This is a genomic window from Novosphingobium fuchskuhlense (assembly GCF_001519075.1).
Lineage (GTDB): Bacteria > Pseudomonadota > Alphaproteobacteria > Sphingomonadales > Sphingomonadaceae > Novosphingobium > Novosphingobium fuchskuhlense.
Genome location: NZ_KQ954245.1, coordinates 878964 through 897240, shown reverse-complemented (window position 1 = coordinate 897240; position 18277 = coordinate 878964). Strand labels below are relative to the sequence as shown.

Sequence of the window (18277 nt, the reverse complement as noted above, 5' to 3'; positions counted from 1 at the left end):
GCCGTCCCGGTCACACTGTCATCGACATCCCGCGATAGATGCGCGCACGATAGCGCGAATCCTCGGCATCGGGGAGAGGGGTGCCGACAAGGAGCACGGCGCGGGCAAAGCGCTTCACTTCTTCGAGATGCTCGTCGAGATCGCGTGGTTCTTCCGAGCGGACGCGGCGGGTGAGATTGATCTGGTTGACCGGCGCGCCGTGGACGAGGCGCTCGTTCTCCACCGCGAGCGTGGCGGTGAACGAGTGCAGCGTCGTCTTGATGAAGTTCGCGAGGGCGAAGGCCGGGCTCTTGTCGCCCATCGGCACGTCGGGCGAGACGAGGACGAGCTGGCAATCATCATAGAGCGAGGCCTTGCGGGCAACGCGGAAATGATTGGTCAGGTTGTCGCCCACCAGAGCGCGGAACTCCTCGGGGCTAAGCAAAGCGTCGGTAGCGAAGAGCCTGTTAGGCAGTGGCTGCATCGGGGTGGAGACGATCGTGGTGGGATGACCCCAGCGGCGGATCGCCTCGTCCATGGCCGCCTCGATGCCGCCTTCCAGCCCGACATATTCAAGCGGCGGGTTCTCTATATCGTCAAGCTGCTCCTTGAGCGCGGCAAAGGCGCCCTCGGTGCCGGTCATCATCACCACGCGCGCGACATGGCAATCCACGATGAACTGGCGGGCCGTTTCGGCGAGATAGTCGGTGAGGTGCTCGCCGATCATCCACACGGTGCGCCCGCGCATCTGATCGAGCCGCTCCTGCTTGGGGCTGCCGAACAGCTCGCGCTCTGTGGTCGAACGTTCGACGCTGAGGCCGCCCGAGGGCATGAAAGTCTCGCCCGAGACGGCGCGGTCGGCGAGGAAGAACACGGTCGCCTGCGCCACGTCGGTTTCGGTCGGCATCTTGCCGAGGAAGAGCTGCGAGAGCACGCCGGTACCGACTTTCTTGGCTTCCACCGCGATCTTGTCGCCAGGGAGGAAAGGTTCGTCCTCGGGCGGGGTCTTGAGCAGCCAGTCACGGTTCGCCTCGGGCGTATCGGGCCGCTCGGCCCATTCCGGGGAATCGAGGAAATAGCCGGCCCCGCGCAAACGGCTGACGAGCTTGGCCGCGATGTCCGGGGTCATAAGGTACCGGTCCCAGGTGCAGACGCCGTCCCCCTCGCGCGCGCAGGCCAAGGCCAGCTCGCGGATTTCGCGCGGATTGTTGGTATCGTGCGACATGCGGACGGTGTCGTTGCGCGAGAGGCGGCTGAGCAGCGCTTCGACCCGCACGCCCCGGCGCAGCGATTTCACCGCCGCAGCATGGATCGCGTTGAGGCGCTTGTTGGCGAGGATCAGCTTGCCGCGCCGCTCGAAGAGGCCCGGCTTGCCGCCGGTGCCCGCAAGACGGTCGCCGTCGACGGGACCGGGGGCGATGGCGTTGAACTGCACTTCGGGTCCGAGGTAGCGTGCCATCGATTCCACCATCGCGCGCTGGCCGGACTTGGAGACGGCATAGTCGGCGCGGTTGGGGTAGGCGACGGCGAGATACTTCTCGCCGCCGAAGTAGGACGAGACGTTGAGCACGTAGCCCGATCCTTGCGCCTTCATGATCGGCACGACATGGTGCATCAGAATGAAGTTCGAGATGAGGTTCGCGTCGAGCGTGTAGTTCCAGGCATCGAGGCTCATGTCGACGACCATCTCTTCCGCGCCCGCTACGCCGGCGTTGTTGATCAGGTAATCGATCCGCCCGAAGGCCTTGATCGTGGCATCGACCGCCGCCTTGAGGCTCTCGAGGTTGCTGACGTCCATGCCCGCCATGGTCTGGACGCGGCGCTCGACGCCGGCAAAGCCGATGTCCTCGAGTTCGCTGACGATGCGGGCGCGGGCGACGGCCAGTTCGCTTTCGCGCCGCGCGACCATCATGACCTTGCCGCCCGCAAGCGCGAGCAGGCGCGCAACCTGCCCGCCGATGCCCGCCGAACCGCCGGTGATCAGCGCGACCTTGCCGAGGTGCAGGCCGGTGATGTTCTCGCTGAAGCCCGCCATCGCCTTGCGCGCGCCTGTCGCCTCGCCAATGCTGCGCGGCACGTAGAGCGTGACTTCGGCGATCTTGCTTTCCTTGATCAGCACGCGCGCGGCGTGGCCTGCGGCAAAGCGCGTGTTCTCGCTTTCCGCATTGCTAAAGCGCACGATCTGGTTGCCCCATTCGCCCTGACGGCGGCGGCCATGGGCGACGTCGATCTCGCTTTCGTCGCGCCAGATGCGGATCAGCTGCTCGATCGCGGCGCGCAGCATGTTGGCGTAGACGTTGTCCTTGCCGTCGCTGGCGTTCGACATGAAGATGAAGCGCGGTGCCTGCAGCAGCGAGCCGTGGCGCTTCCAATAGCGGCTGAGCGTGCGGGCGAGCGCCATCGCGCCAACGAGTTCGACATCCATGAAGGTGTCGATCATGTCGTCCTCGGCATCGACGAGGCGGCCGCCGAATTCCTGCGGGCCGAAGACCGGCAGGAAGATCGCACCGGTGATCGGCGTGTTGGCATCGGTATAGGCCGCAAGCGCGGCTTCGATCGTGGCGGGTTCGGTGCGGTTGAAGCGCACGATAGTAAGCGCTTCGCCGATGCCTTCTGCCTTGGCGCGTGCCTGCGCGATGGCAACGTCGGCCTGGCGAGGTACGCCGAGCAGCACATTGGTGCCGCAGGCGATCTGGATCTTCGCGATCTCGAGCGCTTCTTCCCAGTTCTCGCCGGCGACGACCAGGATGGCGAGCCCCGCGCCGTCCATCGAGCGCATGGTCGGGCGCGCGAGGTACGTCGAGCGCTCTTCCTTGCGCACGGTCATGCCGTGGGTCACTTCGAAATCGTGGCCGTTGTAGGCGGCGGATTCGTCGCTGCCGAGGAAGACGCAAGTGGTGGCGATATCGTCGGGCACCGGGAAGGTCTTGGCCTTGGGCGCGCCGCCGGTGCTGCGCTCCAGCGACATCATGTCGAAGAAGGTCTGCGCGGTGGTGCCCTGCTCGTCGCCGCGCATCGTGTCCATCGCGGCGAAGACGGTGCGGATGCGCTCGCTCTCGATCGGGCCGGGGAAGACGAGATTGACGCGGATGCCGCGGGGCCCGAGTTCGAGCGACAGTTCGCGCGACCATGCGTTCATCGCTGCCTTGGGCACGACATAGGCCGCGCGCGCATAATAGGGCGTGCGCGAGAAGATCGTCGAGACGTTGATGATCGAGCCGCCCTCGGGCATCGCTGCGGCGACCGTGCGGGCAAGGTTCCACGCCACGCCGAAGATGTTGCGCATGGCGGCGGGCACCGTCTCGGTATCGGTCGAACCGCGCTTCTGCAGGGCGGCGAGTTCTTCCGCGTCGAAGGGAAGCTGCTCGATCGGCTGCTTCGGGCCGGCAGAGCCCGCATTGTTGACGAGGATATCGATGCGGCCGAAGCGGCGGACGACATCGGCCACGCCGTCGCGAACCGATTGCGGATCCCCGCCATCGAGGATCACGGTGGCAAGGCGCGTCGCATCGACGCCGCTCGCTGCGCGCATGGCTTCTGCGGCGGCTTCGAGGCGGGCCTCGGTGCGGCCGGTCATCACCACGGTGGCGCCCTCGGCAAGGTAATGGCGGACGATATAGCCGCCGAGATTGCCGGCCGCGCCCGTGACGAGGGCGATCTTGCCGGCGAGGCGGCCATTGGCAGTGGTGGCTGCCTGCGGTGCGGGATCGATGGTCTTTGCCTTGGCCATGTCACTCTCCTGAAAATATGCGCGCGACGTACCGCGCTGGATTGAGGTGGAATTTGGCCTGGGGAGGGCAGCTGGAAGCGGGGGCCGGGCTAATCCGGCGCGGTTGGTCTATGCATGGGCGCCCTCCGCTGCGGTGACCGCCCCAAGGACGGCCCAGGCTTCAAGCAGCGCGTCGCGGCTGCGCAGGCCCATGGCGGGGAGAGCGTGATTGACGACATAAGTCGCGCCGGAGTGGCGGTTGTCCCACATCGACTGGTGGGCTTCGGGCAGGCCGTCCCAGCCGACAACTTCGGGCTCGGTCACCTCGAGGAGGCTGGCCGCGATCATGTCGTTCATGCGCGCGACTTCGAAGGCGTTGCACAAGTGCGTACCGAGGATCGAGGCCGTGGGCATGAGGATCTTGCGCTGGCGAGTCCAGACCTGCGGCGCGTAGAAGGTGAAGCGGCTGCCGGTCAGGTCCTCGGCAAAGACGACGCGGCCGGTGAAGGGCTTCACCAGCGAGGTCGAGACGCCGAGCGTGTCCTGCCCGGTCCGCTCGAACACCAAATCGGGCGCGCCGCGCGGATTGTCTGCCGAGCGCAGGATCTTGCCGATGGCACTGCCGAACGGCTTCATCACGCGGTCCTGATAGTCGCGCACCGCGGCCTTGAAGACTTCGATATCGGCCTTGGCATCGGGCAGGCGCGGCATCGTGTCGGGCCAGAGGAAGTTGTCCCCCTCGCGCCGGCGGATGCTCTCGAGGCTGACGATGCCTTCGATCGCGTCTTCCAGACCCAGCGAGCCGAGGAATTCGCGCTGGCCGTCGGTGGTCGTGGCGACCACACTGCGGGCGTTGAAGCGGCGCGCGGCCTCGATGATTTCGAGGCCCATGTCATCAAGCAGCGCGTCGGAGCCGGGACCGTAATAGATCAGCACCGCCTCGCCGCCGCGCAGCGCCGCCCGGCGCAGCATTTCTTCGGGGCTTGCCGCACCGGGCTTGCCCATGAAGCTGAAGTGATAGCCCGAGGATGCGCCGTAGAAAGCCAGCGTGCCACCTTCGGCGAGAAGCTGGAAACTGCGCGGGAAGGCGGTCTCCCCGGCGTGGCTGACGACGTAATCGGCCAGCTTGCCGCCGTTGAGCGCCTTGTACTCCTCCACCAGCGGCGCGCCGGCAGCTTCCCAGGCGCGAGCTTCGGCGGCGTCTTCCGGCACCGTGGTGTAGAGCGCGGCGAAGCGCGGGTCCTTGCGGTTGATCGCGCCGACCGCGCCCTGCTGGCCGGTGATGAAGGCGGCGCGGTCCGGGCTGGAGACGAGGCCGGTCACTTGCAGGCCAGTGCGTACCGAACTGCGCAGCGCATCGAGCCCGGTGCCGGTGGCAGCGCCTTCGACGAACAACGTGCGGCCCGGAGCGATCTGCAAGGTGGTGAACAGGCAGCGCGAGATCGTGCCGAGATTGAGCACATAGCTCCCCGCCTGCTCCAGCGTGAGGTTCGGCGGAACCTTGTGCATCTGCGGCGCCTGCACGGTGAGGAACTGTGCGTGGCTGCCGGTCTCGGTCTCGTAGCCCTGGATCGAGAAATCCGCGAACATCGGATCGTTGCCGACCGCGGGCGAGAGCAGATCGTTGGTGCCCGAATAGACGGTGACAAGATCGCCGACCTTGATGCGGCCTTCGCTGCGTGTCTCGCTGCCCAAGGCCGCGACCAGCGCGATGCCGCCCGAACCGGTGATCTGGACGTCTTCCTCGTGGCTATCGAAAGGCGAGACGGGAATGCCCGTTAGCGCCCAGATGTCGTTGAAGTTGACCTCGCTGGTCAGCATGTAGAGCAGCGCCTCGTTGGGCGCGGGCTCGGGCACCTTGACGATGAGCTCGCGCTCGTGCGTCGCGGGCGGGCCGAAGCGCGGGGCGCCGGTATCGGGATCGCGCGCGATGCCGAAGGCGTACTGGTAGGGCGGGATCGCGGTGACGCCGGGATAGAACGGTGCGCCGACCGGCAGGAGGTCGCCGTTCGCTTCAAGCTCGGCAGCGCGGGTTTCGTGCTCGCTGTCGATCCATACGCCGTCGCGGCGGACGGGGAGCGGGGGGGCGACCTTGTCCATGAACTGGCGGATGCCCGTCTTGCCGCCTTCGGGATCGATGATCGCTTCGGCGAACAGCGCGGCCTCGCGGGCGAGTCCGGCGGAGATGCCATCGGCGAGGCCGGTGCGGACGGCATCGAGCGCGCGTGTCCCGGCCTGGCCGCGTCCGGCCCAATCGAGCTGGCGCAGGATGCGCTGGAGGAAATCGTCCTGAAGCACGGAATCGAGATCGACGGTGGAGGGCTTGTCCCACAGCACGGTGGCTTCCTCGCGCGCGGCGAAGGCCTTGCCCAGCGGGCTTTCTGCGCCCCGTTTCACCCAATCGCGCACCATCGCGTGGGCTTCGGCAAGGGCATCGCGGTGGCCATCTGCCAGCGCATCGACGAGGCCAATGGCCTGGGCCTGTGCCGCATCGATGCTGCGTCCGCCGAGGATCAGATCAAGCGCATCGCGCACCCCGGTTGCGCCATGGCGATCTGCCAGGAGGCGCGGCAGGCGCTGTGTGCCGCCGTAGCCCGGGAGGAGGCGCAGGCGGATTTCGGGCTGACCGAAGCGCGCGGTGGTTTCCGCCACGCGGACATGGCAGGCAAGCGCGAACTCCATGCCGCCGCCCAGCGCGACGCCCTGAACCGCCGCGATGCAGGGCTTGCCCATCAGCTCGATCTTGCGGAAGGCAAGCTGCGCGTTGTTGGGCAGGACGAGCGCTTCATCGTGGCTGTGGATTTCCTCCAGCATCTGCCGGATATCCGCGCCCGCGACGAACGAGGAGGTGCCCTCGCCAGTGAACACGACCGCGACCACATCGTCCTTGCGGCTGAGGTGTTCGACGACGATCACCAGCTCGTCGATCGCGCGTTCGTTGAGCGCGTTGACCGGCGGATTGGTGACGGTGACGGTGGCGACGCGCTTGCCCGGCGCTACGGTGTTGTATTGAATGAGAAAGTAGCGATAGCGCTCGAACAGGGACTGTTCTTCCGACAGACGCTGCTGGCGCTGCCAGGCGTCGATCGCGGTCTTGAGCTCGGTCAGGCTTTCCGGGTTGCGCAGGGTGGTGACGTCACCCAGATCGCCGCCTTCGACCAGCGCGCGGACCATGCGGCGCATGTACTTGCCCGAGCGGGTTTCGGGGAACTGGCTCACTTCGATGAAATCGGCCGGAACCGCGACCGCACCCTTTTCGGTGCGGACGAGGTTGAACAGGCGCTGGCGGTCTTCCTCGGTCAGCTTGCGGCCTGCGACGGGGACGACGAAGGCGAGCGGGGTCAGCCCCTTCTCGCGGTGCGGTGCGCCGACGACGAGGACGTTGCCGACCGGCGAGTTCGGATCGAGCGCCTTGTCGCGCAGCACCGCGCCTTCGATTTCCTCGGTGCCCATGCGGTGGCCAGAGACGTTGATGACGTCATCCGAGCGGCCATGGAACGAGAACGAGCCATCGGGGTGCGCAATGGCGAAATCGCCCTGCGTATAGGCCCAGGCGCCCTGCCAGCGGCTCCAGTAGCCGGATTCCCAGCGGCCTGCGTCACCTTTCCAGTCGCCTTGTACGGAGCCGTCCTTGACGCGGAAGTTCTCGACATCGCCCCAGATCGTGCGCGCAAGATAGGGGTAGGGGGCGGCGATGACGATCTCGCCCTTTTCGCCCGGTTCGGCGCGGCGCCAGGTAACGCCTTCGGTTCCGGCGCGGGTGAAGGGGGACTTGCCCGGGGTGGCGGCTTCGTCTTCCACCCACACGTCGCCGACGATCCACGGCAGCGGGAAGGCGTGCGCATCGGCCTTCAGCGGGAAGTCCGCGTTGCCGTAGAAATGCGTCCAGGCAATGCCGCCATGCTCGGTCGCCCAGTAGCTGTTGATGTACTGCCGGGTCACGTGCTCCATGCCGAAGGCCTGCACGGATGGCGAGGTCGGCTCGGCGCAGAACGTGGCCACGCGCAGGTGGCTCATGTCGTAGCGCTGCACATCCGCCAGGTTCGACGGATCGGACATGATCGACTTGAGGAAGGTGACACCCGCCTTGAAGATAGTGACCTTGTGGCGCTCGATCATCGAGGCGAAGCGGCCCGCGTGAGGGAACACGGGCGAGCCTTCGGAAACGACCGTGGTGACGCGCGAGAGGAGCGAGGCGGAGATCTGGTAGCTCTGGCCGGTGATCCAGCCCGGATCGGCAACGACGAAGATGGTATCGCCGGGGCGCGCATCGAACGCGACCTGCATCGAATGCGCGATGCCGGCTGTGTATCCGCCGTGGACGTGGACGATGCCCTTGGGCTTTCCGGTGGAGCCCGAAGTGTAGATGAAGAACAGCGGATATTCGGAATCGACCGGGAGCGGCTTCGAGGAAGCCCAGATCGCGCGGACGAAATCGGCGTCAGGCAGCGCCAGCAGCGCGTCTTCACTGGCGACGCCAGCCTTCTGGAGGATGGTTTCCAGTGCCGCGTCGGTCAGCTCGTGGCTCCAGCGGTCACGTTCTGTGCGCCAGACGATATCGGGCTGCGCGGTGTGGCGCACGACGATCACGGTATCGACGCGTGGCGGCAGAGTGACGAGGCTTGAGGCGATCGCAAGGCGCACGCGGGCGGCATCGCTCGCCCCGATTCTGCCTGTTTCGCCGAGCCGGATCAGTGCGCGTCCGACCCCGCGCATGACATCTGAGCGTTCGACGGTGACTTCGCCCGCCAGCGTTTCCGCGACGGTATCGGTGATGACGGCAGCGTCCTCGGCAGGCAGGCCGAAGTCGGTCGCGGCGAGAACCGACAGCGCGGTCGAGACCGGCACGTAGTTGTCGAGCGCAGGGTCGGTGTAGGCGGTCTTGAAAGCGGCAACCTGCGCGTTGCGGTAGCTGCCATCAGAGGTGACGATGACGCGCGCACCGGCGTCCGCGATGCGGTCGGAAAGGGTCTTGTCGCTGAAGCCGCCAAAGACGGCGGTGTAGACGATGCCAAGCCGCTTGGCCGCTTCGGTCCAGAAGATCTGGGGCACGATGCTCGGCATGTTGAGGGCGATACGGTCGCCCGCCTTGAGGCCGAGACTTTCAAGCGCAACGGCGCACTTGGCGACTTCGAGCAGCAGCCGCTTGCGGCTGACGGTGAAGGTATCGACCGGCGCACCGCGCCCGCCGTCCGCCGCCATGTCCCAGCGGTCGCCTTCGAAGATCAGCGCGGCTTCGGCACCGTGTCCAGAAAGGACATGACGGTCGATCTCGTTGAACGCGGCGTTGGTGCGTGCGCCGGTGAACCAGCGCCAGTGGGGCGGGGTGCTGTCGTCGAAGGCCTTGGTCCAGGGAGCGAAGCTGGCGGGCAGGTCGGGCGTGACGGTGACACCAGTGGCAGCATCCCAGCCGGTCCATGCACCAGCCTCATCCCTTGTCAGCCACGCGCCATCCGGCCCGCAGCTCGCAACGAACCAGTGAATGCGCCGCGCCGCGATATCGCCGTGAAAGGCGCCCGGATCGGTGAGCGCGGCAGCGCGCATGGCTTCCCAATCCTGACGCGTGCGCACCGGATTGATTTCGGCCTGCGGGGCCCTCTCGATGATCTGGGCCTCGGTCATAGCCGAATCGCCTCTCCCTGCTCGTGTTACGAAAGATAGGGAGCCTCATTGTGACAGGCTTGGCAATATCTGCACTCTTAAAGCGGAGAACCCGCAGGAAACTGCGAAAAATCGGGTAAAACGGGAAATATCGTTTGTTTTTCGCACTATGCCAGAAAGGGGCGTTTTTTGCCGTATGGTTCATAAACTGGGTCACAAAATAACCCATTAGGTTAATTGTGCTTTACTGCGAGCAAGACCCCATCAGGCTGTTATCCACAGGATAAGTGACACAATTTTTCCGGAATATTACGGTCTGTTGTGCCATTTGCGAGCTGCATGAGCTGCCGTCCACACATCGGAATCGAAGGGTTCGGTTCGCTTTGGTCCGCCCAAAATGCCCCTTGGGGCATGTGCGGCGAGCTGAGCGAATTACGCTGCCTGTTGCAGCATAGACGCACATTTCGGGCGGTTTCAGCGCACCGCGATGCCGAGCTCGGCTTCCATCATCCGCCGCATCTCGAATTTCTGGGCTTTTCCGGTGACCGTCATCGCGAAGGTTTCGACCACACGGATATGGCGCGGCACCTTGTAATGCGCGATCCGGCCGCGGCAGTGGGCAAGGATAGTCTCCGGCTCCAGTTCGGTCCCTTTGCGGGCTATGACCCAGGCGCAGACTTCCTCGCCGTATCGTTCGTCGCTCACGCCGAAGACCTGCGCGTCAGCCACATGCGGATGGGTAAGCAGGAACTCCTCGATCTCGCGCGGGTAGATGTTCTCGCCGCCGCGGATGATCATGTCCTTTATGCGGCCGGTGATGCGGACATAGCCGGCGGCATCCATCGTCGCGAGATCGCCTGAATGCATCCAGCCCTCGGCGTCGATCGCTTCGGCAGTCTTTTCCGGATCGTCCCAGTAGCCGAGCATCACGGCATAGCCGCGCGAGCAATATTCGCCCTGTTCGCCGATCGGCAGGGTCCGCCCGTCCGGCCCGACGATCCTGGCTTCGGCATGGGGATGGACACGGCCCACGGTGCCGACGCGCTCTTCCAGCGGATCGTTGCGGGCGGTCTGCGTCGTCAGCGGGCTCGTTTCGGTCATGCCATAGCCGATGGTGACCTCGCTCATGCCGAGGCGGCCGATCACTTCGCGCATCACAGTGACGGGGCAGGGCGAACCGGCCATGATCCCGGTGCGCAGGGTGGAGACATCGGTCGCTTCCAGCGCGGGCTGGCCTAGCACCGCGATGAACATTGTCGGCACACCATAGAGCGCGGTGCAGCCTTCCGCCTCAACCGCCTGCAGCACGGCGGCAGGATCGAAGGCCTCGGCAGGATAGACCATCGCCGCGCCGCTGGTGAGGGCGGCCAGGTTGCCCAGCACCATGCCGAAGCAGTGGTAAAGCGGGACGGGAATGCAGATGCGGTCCGCCTCGGTCAGCGCAATGGTCTGCCCCGTGAAATAGCCGTTGTTCAGGATGTTGCGGTGGGTGAGCGTGGCGCCCTTGGGAAAGCCGGTGGTGCCGCTGGTAAACTGGATGTTGATCGCATCGTCTGGCGAAAGCGCGGCTGCTGCCGCTGCGAGTGCCTCGCTGTCCGCCGGGACATCCAGCGTGGACCACGGCAGAAAGTCATCATGGGCTTCCCCGCCAATCGTCACGGTGGCCCTGAGATGCGGCAATCGTTCAGGGCCGATCTCGCGAAGCATGGCGAGATAGTCGCTGGTCTTGAACCGCGCGGCGGTGACCAGCACGTTGCAGCCGACCTTGTTGAGTGCGTATTCGACCTCGTTAACCCGGTACGCGGGGTTGATCGTGACGAGTACCGCACCGATCCGCGCGGTGGCGAACTGGACGAGCGTCCATTCCGCGCAATTGGGCGCCCAGATGCCCACCCGGTCGCCCGCCACGACGCCGAGGCGGAGCAGGCCGGTCGCGATCCGGTCGACCGCCGCGTCGAGCTCCGCCCAGGTGTAGCGCAGCCCCTGGTGGCGTGAGGCGAGCGCCAGTCCATCGGCCCAGCGCCTCGCTGCATCGCGCAGCGCCGTGCCGATGGTGGTTTCCAACAGGGGCACATCGGTCGGCCCCTTGGCATAGGACAAACCGGGCATGGGTCAGGTCCTCAGAACTTTGCGCCTGCTGTCACGCCGTACATCCTCGGATTGCCCACGTGGTTGTAGTCGAGACCGAAGCCGGTGAGATCGATCCGCGAGGTGAAGTAGAACTTGTTGCCCAGATTGCGTGCCCAAGCCGAGAGGCTGTAGCGACCATCGGTGCTGTTCCAGTCGATATGGCCACCGAAGAGCGCATAGCTTTGCTGGCGCAGGCGCGGCACGTTGATGTTCTCGAAGAACTGGCTCGACTGGTAGGCGACTTCGGGATGGACCGAGAAGGCGCCGTAGCCGCCCTGCACCACGGTCCAGTCGACGCTGGCGTTGAAGGTGAGCGACGGCGCGTTCGAGAGGTGGTTGCCGGCGACGTTGATGCCGCTGATCACGCCGTTGGTGATCTTGGTCGAAAGCAGGCCGAGGCCCGAATGCAACGTGAAGGTATCGCTGGCGCGCACCGTCAGCTCTGCCTCGGCACCGTAGAGCCGGGACTTGGGAATGTTGAGCAGCTGCTGCGAGGCGTCGACCGGGTTCACGTTGATGAACTGCTGGTTCTTGTAGTTGTAGTAGAACGCCGCCATGTTGAGCGTGATGCGGCGATCCCAGAATTGCGTCTTCGCGCCGGCCTCGAACGCGGTCACTTCTTCGGACTTCGCCACACCCACTTCAGCAGGGCTGAAGAAGGCCTGCGCGTTGAAGCTCGGCGCGCGGTAGCCGCGGCTCACGCTGGCATAGAGCAGGTCGCCGCTGGCCAGCTTGTAGTCCAGACCGAGTTTGCCCGAGACGTTGTCCTGCTTGAACGCAAGGTTGGTGAGCGGGATCAGGTTGGCGATGAAGCGCTTGTCGATCGCGAGGGCATCGGACCGGAAGTCGGTCTGCTGGCCATCGTCGTGCGTGTAGCGCAGACCACCGCGCACGGTGAGTGCGTCGGTCAGCTTGTACTTGAGGTCCGAATAGAGCGCGATGCTCTTCTTCAGCTGGTCGAAGTGGTTGCGGATGCGGCATGCAGCCGGAAGACCTGCCGCGCAGTCCGCCGCCGTGACCCGTCCGTCACCGTTGACATCGGTATCGAGCAGGACTTCCAGTGTGCTCTGGTTGTAGACCTTCTCGCGGTTGTAATATGCGCCGAGGATGAAATCGAACGGCCCGCCGGTGTTGCTGGTCAGGCGCAGATCCTGCGCGAACTGGCTGGCCTGGTCGAAATAGGGCACTTCAAGCACGCGCGCGGCGATGCCGTCGGTGTCTTCCTTGAAGAACAGATAGCCCTTGTCATAGCTCGTGATGCTGGTCACCGCGAGCGTGTCGCTGACGTCGATGTTGGCGGTAAGGGCGACCGACGTGGTCTGCGCAAGCCGCTTCTGCGGGACGTTCGAGGCGATCTGCCACTTCGACAGGCCTGGCCGGTTGACCGCTTCGGGCTGGGCATAGATGCCGTAGTTCTGCGGGCTCTGGCGGCTGTGCGAGGCGCGCAGGGTGAACCTGGTGCCGCTGGTTGGCTCCCACTTCAGCGTGCCGCGGATGGCCCATTCGTTGGTGCTGGCAAGATCGGGATTCCCGACCACGACATTCTTGAACCAGCCATCGCCACGCGCATAGGTGCCCGCCACGCGCAGCGCAGCCTTCTCGCCGAGCGGTACGTTGACCGCGCCATTGAGATCGACGCGGCTGTAGTTGCCATAGCCAGCGTTGATGTAGCCGCTTGTCTCGCCGAGCTTGGCATCGCGGCTGATCAGGTTGACCGCACCGCCGGTGGTGTTCTTGCCATAAAGCGTCCCTTGCGGTCCGCGCAGCACTTCGACACGCTCGATGTCGTAGAGCGCGACGCCGAGGAACGCGAAGTTGCCCTTATAGACTTCGTCATAATACGTCGCGACCGGGCTCGACTGGTTGAGGCTGAAGTCCGACATAGAAACGCCGCGCAGCGCGAAGATCGGGGTGTTGTCACCCACCGTCGAGGTCAACTGGAGGTTGGCGACCTTGTTGACGAGGCTGTCGACGCTGGTGATGCGCGATTTGGCAAGGGCATCACCGGTGACGGCCGAAACGGAGATTGGCACCGACTGGAGGTTTTCCGAGCGCTTGGCAGCGGTAACGACGATCTCGCCAGTGTTTTCTGCCTCTGTCGCAGTCGCCCCGGCTGCCTGCGGCGCCTGCTGTGCAAGGGCCGGTTGCGCTGCCAGGATCATGGCCATCGGAGCAGCCAGCGCCGCGCTGGAAAGAAAGACGGTCCTCATGATATTCCCTCGCTTCTTATAAATTTACCTATCTAAACGCATCAATCGTGGCCGGTCTTGGCAAAACCGGCCACCAGACGCGCTCTCATGACGGCGCGTTCCAGGCGGAGCGGGCTGTGCCGCAGCCTTCCGATCTCCTCGGCAGTGTAAGGTTGAAAGCCTTGCGGTACATGTGCGGGATCAAATCGGTGTATCGTCCAGTTCACGAGATTGGCGAGCCGGTCATCCGGCAGATCGACTGTCGCCACGCCGGGCACCCGGCCGATGAATTCGCGCCCGCCCGGAACAGACAGGAACTTTGCAACGATGCCGCGCATGGGCGGGTTGGAGTGATCATCGCCGCTGCCATCGGGGCGGTGGCAGCCCTGGCACTTGAGCTGGTAGTCGGTGCGCGCCTGATAGGCGTCGCTCACGCCGGGGATCGCCGCCTCATCAGCCCGAACCGCAATGCCGACCACCAGCGCGAGGCTGAGCGCTGGCACGGCGAGCAGGGCAAGGCGGCCGGGCTTCATTGGCCGCCTGCGCTGGCGTGAAGTTTGCCCACGTCCTGCGCCGAAAGTCTGGCACCGCCCGCCCGCAATGCGGCGACTTCGGCTTCGGCGAAAGGCTTGAAGGCGGGACCGGTCTTGGCAATCTCGGTGCCCACGTGGTTCAGCACGGCGGCGACCGAGGCATCGTCCAGCGTGGCCTGCGCGGGCATCACCCCGGCATAGGGCTTGCCGCCGACCTTGATCGGACCGCTGATGCCGCGGGTCACCACGAGCGCGAGATAGCGACGTCCCGCATCGCTGGCAGCCATGACGCGGAAGTCTTCGCCAAGCGGCGGGAACACACCCGGAACGCCCGCTCCGGTCTTCGTGTGGCAGGCGGCGCAGCGGCCGTAGACCGCCGCACCATCCGCGGCGGCATGGACCGGCAACGTCAGGCCGACAAGGGCCCCGGCAGCGGTGGCTGCGAGGAAGAGCGGGGCCGCGCGCTTCACTTGGCCGCCGGCAGAGCGACGCCGATGACTGCAGCCACCGAGCAGTTGTAGACCGAGCTTTCGGAGCCGAGGCACCAGTTGTAGTCGTTGTTCGACTGCGGACGGACCTGGGGGCGATCGCCTTCGTTGCGGTTGCACAGGCACTGGCCGCACGAGGAGGTGCCGCAGCAGTCATTGTAGCTGATGACATAGGCACGGCCGTCGGCCGGGTTGGTGCAGGTGCCGATCCAGGTGATCGGCGACATTTCAGTCCCCGGCGGGCAGGTGTTCACCGAGCCGCCGCAGCACGAGCAGAGGAAACCGTCGATCGCGCAGTAACGCCAGTAGTCGCACGAAGTGCGGTCGCCCGGGTCTTGTTCGAGGCCTGAGACGACAGCCGGCCGAGCCGCGCCGGCACCATGGGGCCCATGCGGGGCTTCGGGGGCAGGTGTCGCCGCGCGGGCAACTGGGAGCAGCGGGATCGAGGCCGCGCCGGTCATGCCTGCGCCGAGCCAGGCGAGCAGCGAGCGGCGCGACGTGCCCCGGGCAATCCCGCGCGCGAGGTTTTCAGTCAGCTTGTCGAAACGCGCCATTGGTCAGGCCTCCTGATGAGCAGCTTGGCGGCGGGAAAGGAATTCCTGGATCGAGGCGACACCTCGCTCCTTGGCCTCGAAGAGGCTTTCGAGATGTTCGCGGCTGTTGACGAGGCCGAGCGAAGCGACCCGGCCTTCCTCGTCGAGCAGCACGGCATAGGGTAGTTTGGACACGCCGAAGGCACGGCCCAGCGCTTCGGAGAGCACCACCGGCATCGCATCGAGCCCGTGATCGCGCACCATCGCGAGATAGCCCGGCTTGCCGCCGTCCCCCGCGACAACGATGTCCAGCCAGCCCGCCTCGGCGCGGGCGGCGCTGCGCACGATGGGCAGCAGGGATTTGCACATCGGGCAATCGGGCGAGGCGAAGAACAGCAGCTGGCTGCGCCCCTGGCGCTGGCCGCCTATGGCAATGCCGACGCCGTTCATGTCGGCCAGCGTCATGGGCGTGGCCTTTTCGCCCAGCGCAACCTTCTGGTGCAGGGTGAGCGCGCCGGCAGGCGCGATCCGTTCGTGCAGGACGCCGACCTGGCGCGCGAGCGCGGCGATCAGCAGGGCCTGCACGATCACGGCCGCCCACAGCAGAATCTCGCTTGTCAGCATCATGCAGCTTTCCAGTATGCAGCAGGGATCGCGAGCAGTTCGCTGGCCCCGAGGTAGAGTGCAAGCATCCCGGCGGCCGCAAACGGCGCGTCGAGGGTGAACGGTGTGTCGGGCAGCAGCGCGACAAGGACGGCCAGAGCCGCGAGGGTTGCGGCACGCAGGACAAGGGCGGTCGTGATCGGCTTGCTGCGCACGGCGAGATCGCAGCCGCAATCGAGTGTTTCGCCCCGGCGGCGGGCAAGGGCGATTGCATAGGAGCCCCAGACCAGCGCGGCGATCCCCCCTCCGACGAAGCGCAGCGGCGGTGCGAGCAGGCATGCCGCCGCCACCAGCTCGAGGGTGCCCGCCAGAATCAGCAGCAGCTGCGCCGGCACTGCGCCAACGCTTGCTAGTCGCGCAGTGGCTTCGGCCAGCCGCGTGCGAGCGAGCGCCTTGTGCAATGCCGAGGCCGCCAGCAGCGCCGCGCAGAAGAGCACGAGCGCGATCATCAGGGAACCTGGATCAGGATCGGATTGGCCGCGACGGTGGCGCCGAGCGAACGGACGAAGGCACCGGTTGCCGCGTCATAGATGTCGATCTCGCCGCTGGCCTGTGCGGCCACCAGATGCGGCGTGCTTTCCTTCGTGACGGCGATGGCCAGGGTCTGACCTTTGAGCGGGATGCGCATGGTGCGCGCCTTTTTGGCCGGATCCACCACCCAGACTTCGGTGCCGCCGTCCTTGTGGCTGCCTTCCTTGCCGTAGGGGCTCATCAGGACGTAGAGCTTGCCGGAAGCGTCCGCATTGATGACCTGCCAGCCGCCGGGACGCCATTCGGGCGCTCCGCCTTCCGCAGTCCCGACGCTGAAGCTGCCGGGCAGTGGCTTCGCGACGGTGCCGGAGAGATCGAAGCCCTGCACCATGCCGTGGAAGCTGACGAACCAAGCCGTCTTGCCCACCATGGCGGGCGTGCTGAACAGCGCCTGGTTGTCGATATCCTGAACCTTGGGCACCGACTTCGACGAAGCGGCGGCGCCATTGGCATCCAGTGCAACGCTGAACAGCGAGCCGTCGGCGCAGAGGCTGGTGAAGCCGCGCTCACCAGTCGGGTAGATCTGTGAGCAGCCGGGCAGATCGATCTCGCCCAGTACTTTGCGCGCGGCGAGATCGACCACGGTAACCGACTGCGCGGGGGTGAAGTTGGCGACCAGCGCCCACTTCCCGCCGTTGGTGAACTGGAACAGGTGCGGGTAGGTTACCGATTGTTGGCGCTTGCCGCCGGGCAGGACGATCTCGCCCTTGGGCTGGAGCGTCGCCATGTCCCACACCGTGATCGCGTCGGTCCGTTCACCGCGGGTGAGGCGGGTGTAGAACGTCTCGGCAGTGTAGATCTCGCCCTTGTCCTTGGCGATCAGGGCATTGGCGAACTGCGATGCACGGACGAGGCCCTTGAGCGGCTGGACCTGGTTTGCCGTATCAACCACTGCGATGCGGCCATCTATGATCGCGTTGAAGTGAAAATCGTGGATAGTGACCCAGCTGAGCGGCCATTCAGCAGGCAGCTTCGCGACGCTGGGCAGGCTCTCTTCGGCAAGCGGCTGCGGAAAGCGGTTCTCGGCGGCTGCTGCCGGAGCAGACAGCAGCGCCGCGACTCCGAGCGCAGACGCGAAAACGGGTGCGATCAATCGCATGGTATTCCCCTATCAAAACGGGCTGACCCCGCCTTCCCGACGGGAGCGTGCCCCAATGGGCATAAAATTGTCAACTGTCCTAAATTGGACGATGGACATAAATTCGGGCTTCGCTAGGCTTGGCAAGGAAAGGGTTCGTCAAAGCGAGGGAGAAGAAGTTGGATCAGATCCCCAAGCTGGTAACCGATCTGCTCATGCCCGGCCGGGAAGGGGGGTATGCCAAGGGATACGAGACGCGCGAGCTGATCGTCCGCACAGCCCTCCATATCCTGATCGAGGAGGGGTATCGGGCCATGTCGATGCGGCGGATTGCGGCTGCCTGCGGCATGCGCCTGGGTAACCTGACCTATCACTATCCGACGCGCGAGGACCTCCTGCGCGAGCTGCTGAATGCGGTGATCAGCAGCTATGAGGCAGAATTTGCCACCATCGTTCATGCCCCTGGGGTGCCGCCTGAAGAACGGCTCGCGCGGGTCTGCGGCCTGATCATCGAAGACATCGGCAGCAAGAAGACGACCCGCCTGTTTCCCGAGCTCTGGGCACTCGCGAACCACGATGCATTTGTCTATGAGCGCGTGCACGAACTCTACGATCGCGCGCGTGCGCCGCTGGTGGAAATCATCGCGGAAATGCGACCCGATCTGGCAGAACCGGCGCGGCTCGATCTTGCGTTGTTCATTTCGGCTTCGATGGAGGGGCTCACCGTTTTTGCCGGGTACAGGATGCCGTTTGCCGAGCGGCTTCCCATCGTGGAGCGGATCGCGATACGCTCGTTCATCGATATCGTGCGCAGCTTCAGTCCGGCCGGTTGACGCGAAAGCG

Annotated in this window: 11 protein-coding genes; 1 reads left to right on the top strand and 10 read right to left on the bottom strand. The window is 65.5% G+C overall.

The window, feature by feature from the left end; genetic code table 11:
• Positions 1-10 precede the first annotated feature (10 nt).
• The 10 genes from AQZ52_RS13690 to AQZ52_RS13650 form a co-directional block, all read right to left on the bottom strand.
• A complete protein-coding gene (locus AQZ52_RS13690) occupies positions 11-3709 on the bottom strand; it encodes an SDR family oxidoreductase (RefSeq protein ID WP_067911796.1) in 3699 nt (1232 codons plus the stop codon).
• Between the two features lie 108 nt (positions 3710-3817).
• Positions 3818-9310, bottom strand: coding sequence for an AMP-binding protein (locus AQZ52_RS13685; RefSeq protein WP_169793747.1), 5493 nt, complete (start codon positions 9308-9310; stop codon positions 3818-3820).
• 453 nt (positions 9311-9763) lie between these two features.
• Entirely contained in the window at positions 9764-11398 is a 1635-nt protein-coding gene (locus tag AQZ52_RS13680; RefSeq protein ID WP_067911793.1) for an AMP-binding protein, read from the bottom strand.
• A gap of 11 nt (positions 11399-11409) precedes the next feature.
• Positions 11410-13629, bottom strand: a complete 2220-nt coding sequence (locus AQZ52_RS13675; RefSeq protein ID WP_067911790.1) for a TonB-dependent receptor — start codon at positions 13627-13629, stop codon at positions 11410-11412.
• A gap of 41 nt (positions 13630-13670) precedes the next feature.
• Positions 13671-14141, bottom strand: a complete 471-nt coding sequence (locus tag AQZ52_RS13670) for a cytochrome c family protein (protein ID WP_067911775.1) — start codon at positions 14139-14141, stop codon at positions 13671-13673.
• On the bottom strand, positions 14138-14611 hold the full coding sequence (locus AQZ52_RS13665; RefSeq protein WP_067911772.1) for a c-type cytochrome: 474 nt from the start codon (positions 14609-14611) through the stop codon (positions 14138-14140). The genes AQZ52_RS13670 and AQZ52_RS13665 overlap by 4 nt, the downstream gene beginning before the upstream one ends.
• Entirely contained in the window at positions 14608-15183 is a 576-nt protein-coding gene (locus tag AQZ52_RS13660; protein ID WP_067911769.1) for a methylamine dehydrogenase light chain, read from the bottom strand. The genes AQZ52_RS13665 and AQZ52_RS13660 overlap by 4 nt, the downstream gene beginning before the upstream one ends.
• A gap of 3 nt (positions 15184-15186) precedes the next feature.
• Positions 15187-15789 (bottom strand): thioredoxin domain-containing protein, encoded by a 603-nt coding sequence (locus AQZ52_RS13655; protein ID WP_240481635.1) that lies wholly within the window; start codon positions 15787-15789, stop codon positions 15187-15189.
• The gene (locus AQZ52_RS18195) at positions 15786-16274 is read right to left on the bottom strand and encodes a MauE/DoxX family redox-associated membrane protein (protein ID WP_082697960.1); all 489 of its coding nucleotides are present in this window, start codon (positions 16272-16274) and stop codon (positions 15786-15788) included. Before AQZ52_RS18195 ends, AQZ52_RS13655 begins: the two co-directional genes overlap by 4 nt.
• Positions 16274-17455, bottom strand: a complete 1182-nt coding sequence (locus tag AQZ52_RS13650) for an amine dehydrogenase large subunit (RefSeq protein ID WP_067911766.1) — start codon at positions 17453-17455, stop codon at positions 16274-16276. Before AQZ52_RS13650 ends, AQZ52_RS18195 begins: the two co-directional genes overlap by 1 nt.
• Positions 17456-17613: 158 nt before the next feature.
• On the opposite strand from AQZ52_RS13650, the gene AQZ52_RS13645 reads away from it, so the two are divergent.
• Positions 17614-18267: a TetR/AcrR family transcriptional regulator gene (locus AQZ52_RS13645; RefSeq protein ID WP_240481634.1), complete on the top strand. Its 654-nt coding sequence runs from the start codon at positions 17614-17616 to the stop codon at positions 18265-18267.
• Positions 18268-18277 lie beyond the last annotated feature (10 nt).

What these genes read in the sequence shown, in the direction of transcription:
- AQZ52_RS13685 (WP_169793747.1), bottom strand. Translation starts at nt 9,310, where the DNA reads ATGACCGAGGCCCAGATCATCGAGAGGGCCCCGCAGGCCGAAATCAAT.
- AQZ52_RS18195 (WP_082697960.1), bottom strand. Translation starts at nt 16,274, where the DNA reads ATGATCGCGCTCGTGCTCTTCTGCGCGGCGCTGCTGGCGGCCTCGGCA.
- AQZ52_RS13690 (WP_067911796.1), bottom strand. Translation starts at nt 3,709, where the DNA reads ATGGCCAAGGCAAAGACCATCGATCCCGCACCGCAGGCAGCCACCACT.
- AQZ52_RS13670 (WP_067911775.1), bottom strand. Translation starts at nt 14,141, where the DNA reads ATGAAGCCCGGCCGCCTTGCCCTGCTCGCCGTGCCAGCGCTCAGCCTC.
- AQZ52_RS13660 (WP_067911769.1), bottom strand. Translation starts at nt 15,183, where the DNA reads ATGGCGCGTTTCGACAAGCTGACTGAAAACCTCGCGCGCGGGATTGCC.
- AQZ52_RS13680 (WP_067911793.1), bottom strand. Translation starts at nt 11,398, where the DNA reads ATGCCCGGTTTGTCCTATGCCAAGGGGCCGACCGATGTGCCCCTGTTG.
- AQZ52_RS13650 (WP_067911766.1), bottom strand. Translation starts at nt 17,455, where the DNA reads ATGCGATTGATCGCACCCGTTTTCGCGTCTGCGCTCGGAGTCGCGGCG.
- AQZ52_RS13675 (WP_067911790.1), bottom strand. Translation starts at nt 13,629, where the DNA reads ATGAGGACCGTCTTTCTTTCCAGCGCGGCGCTGGCTGCTCCGATGGCC.
- AQZ52_RS13655 (WP_240481635.1), bottom strand. Translation starts at nt 15,789, where the DNA reads ATGATGCTGACAAGCGAGATTCTGCTGTGGGCGGCCGTGATCGTGCAG.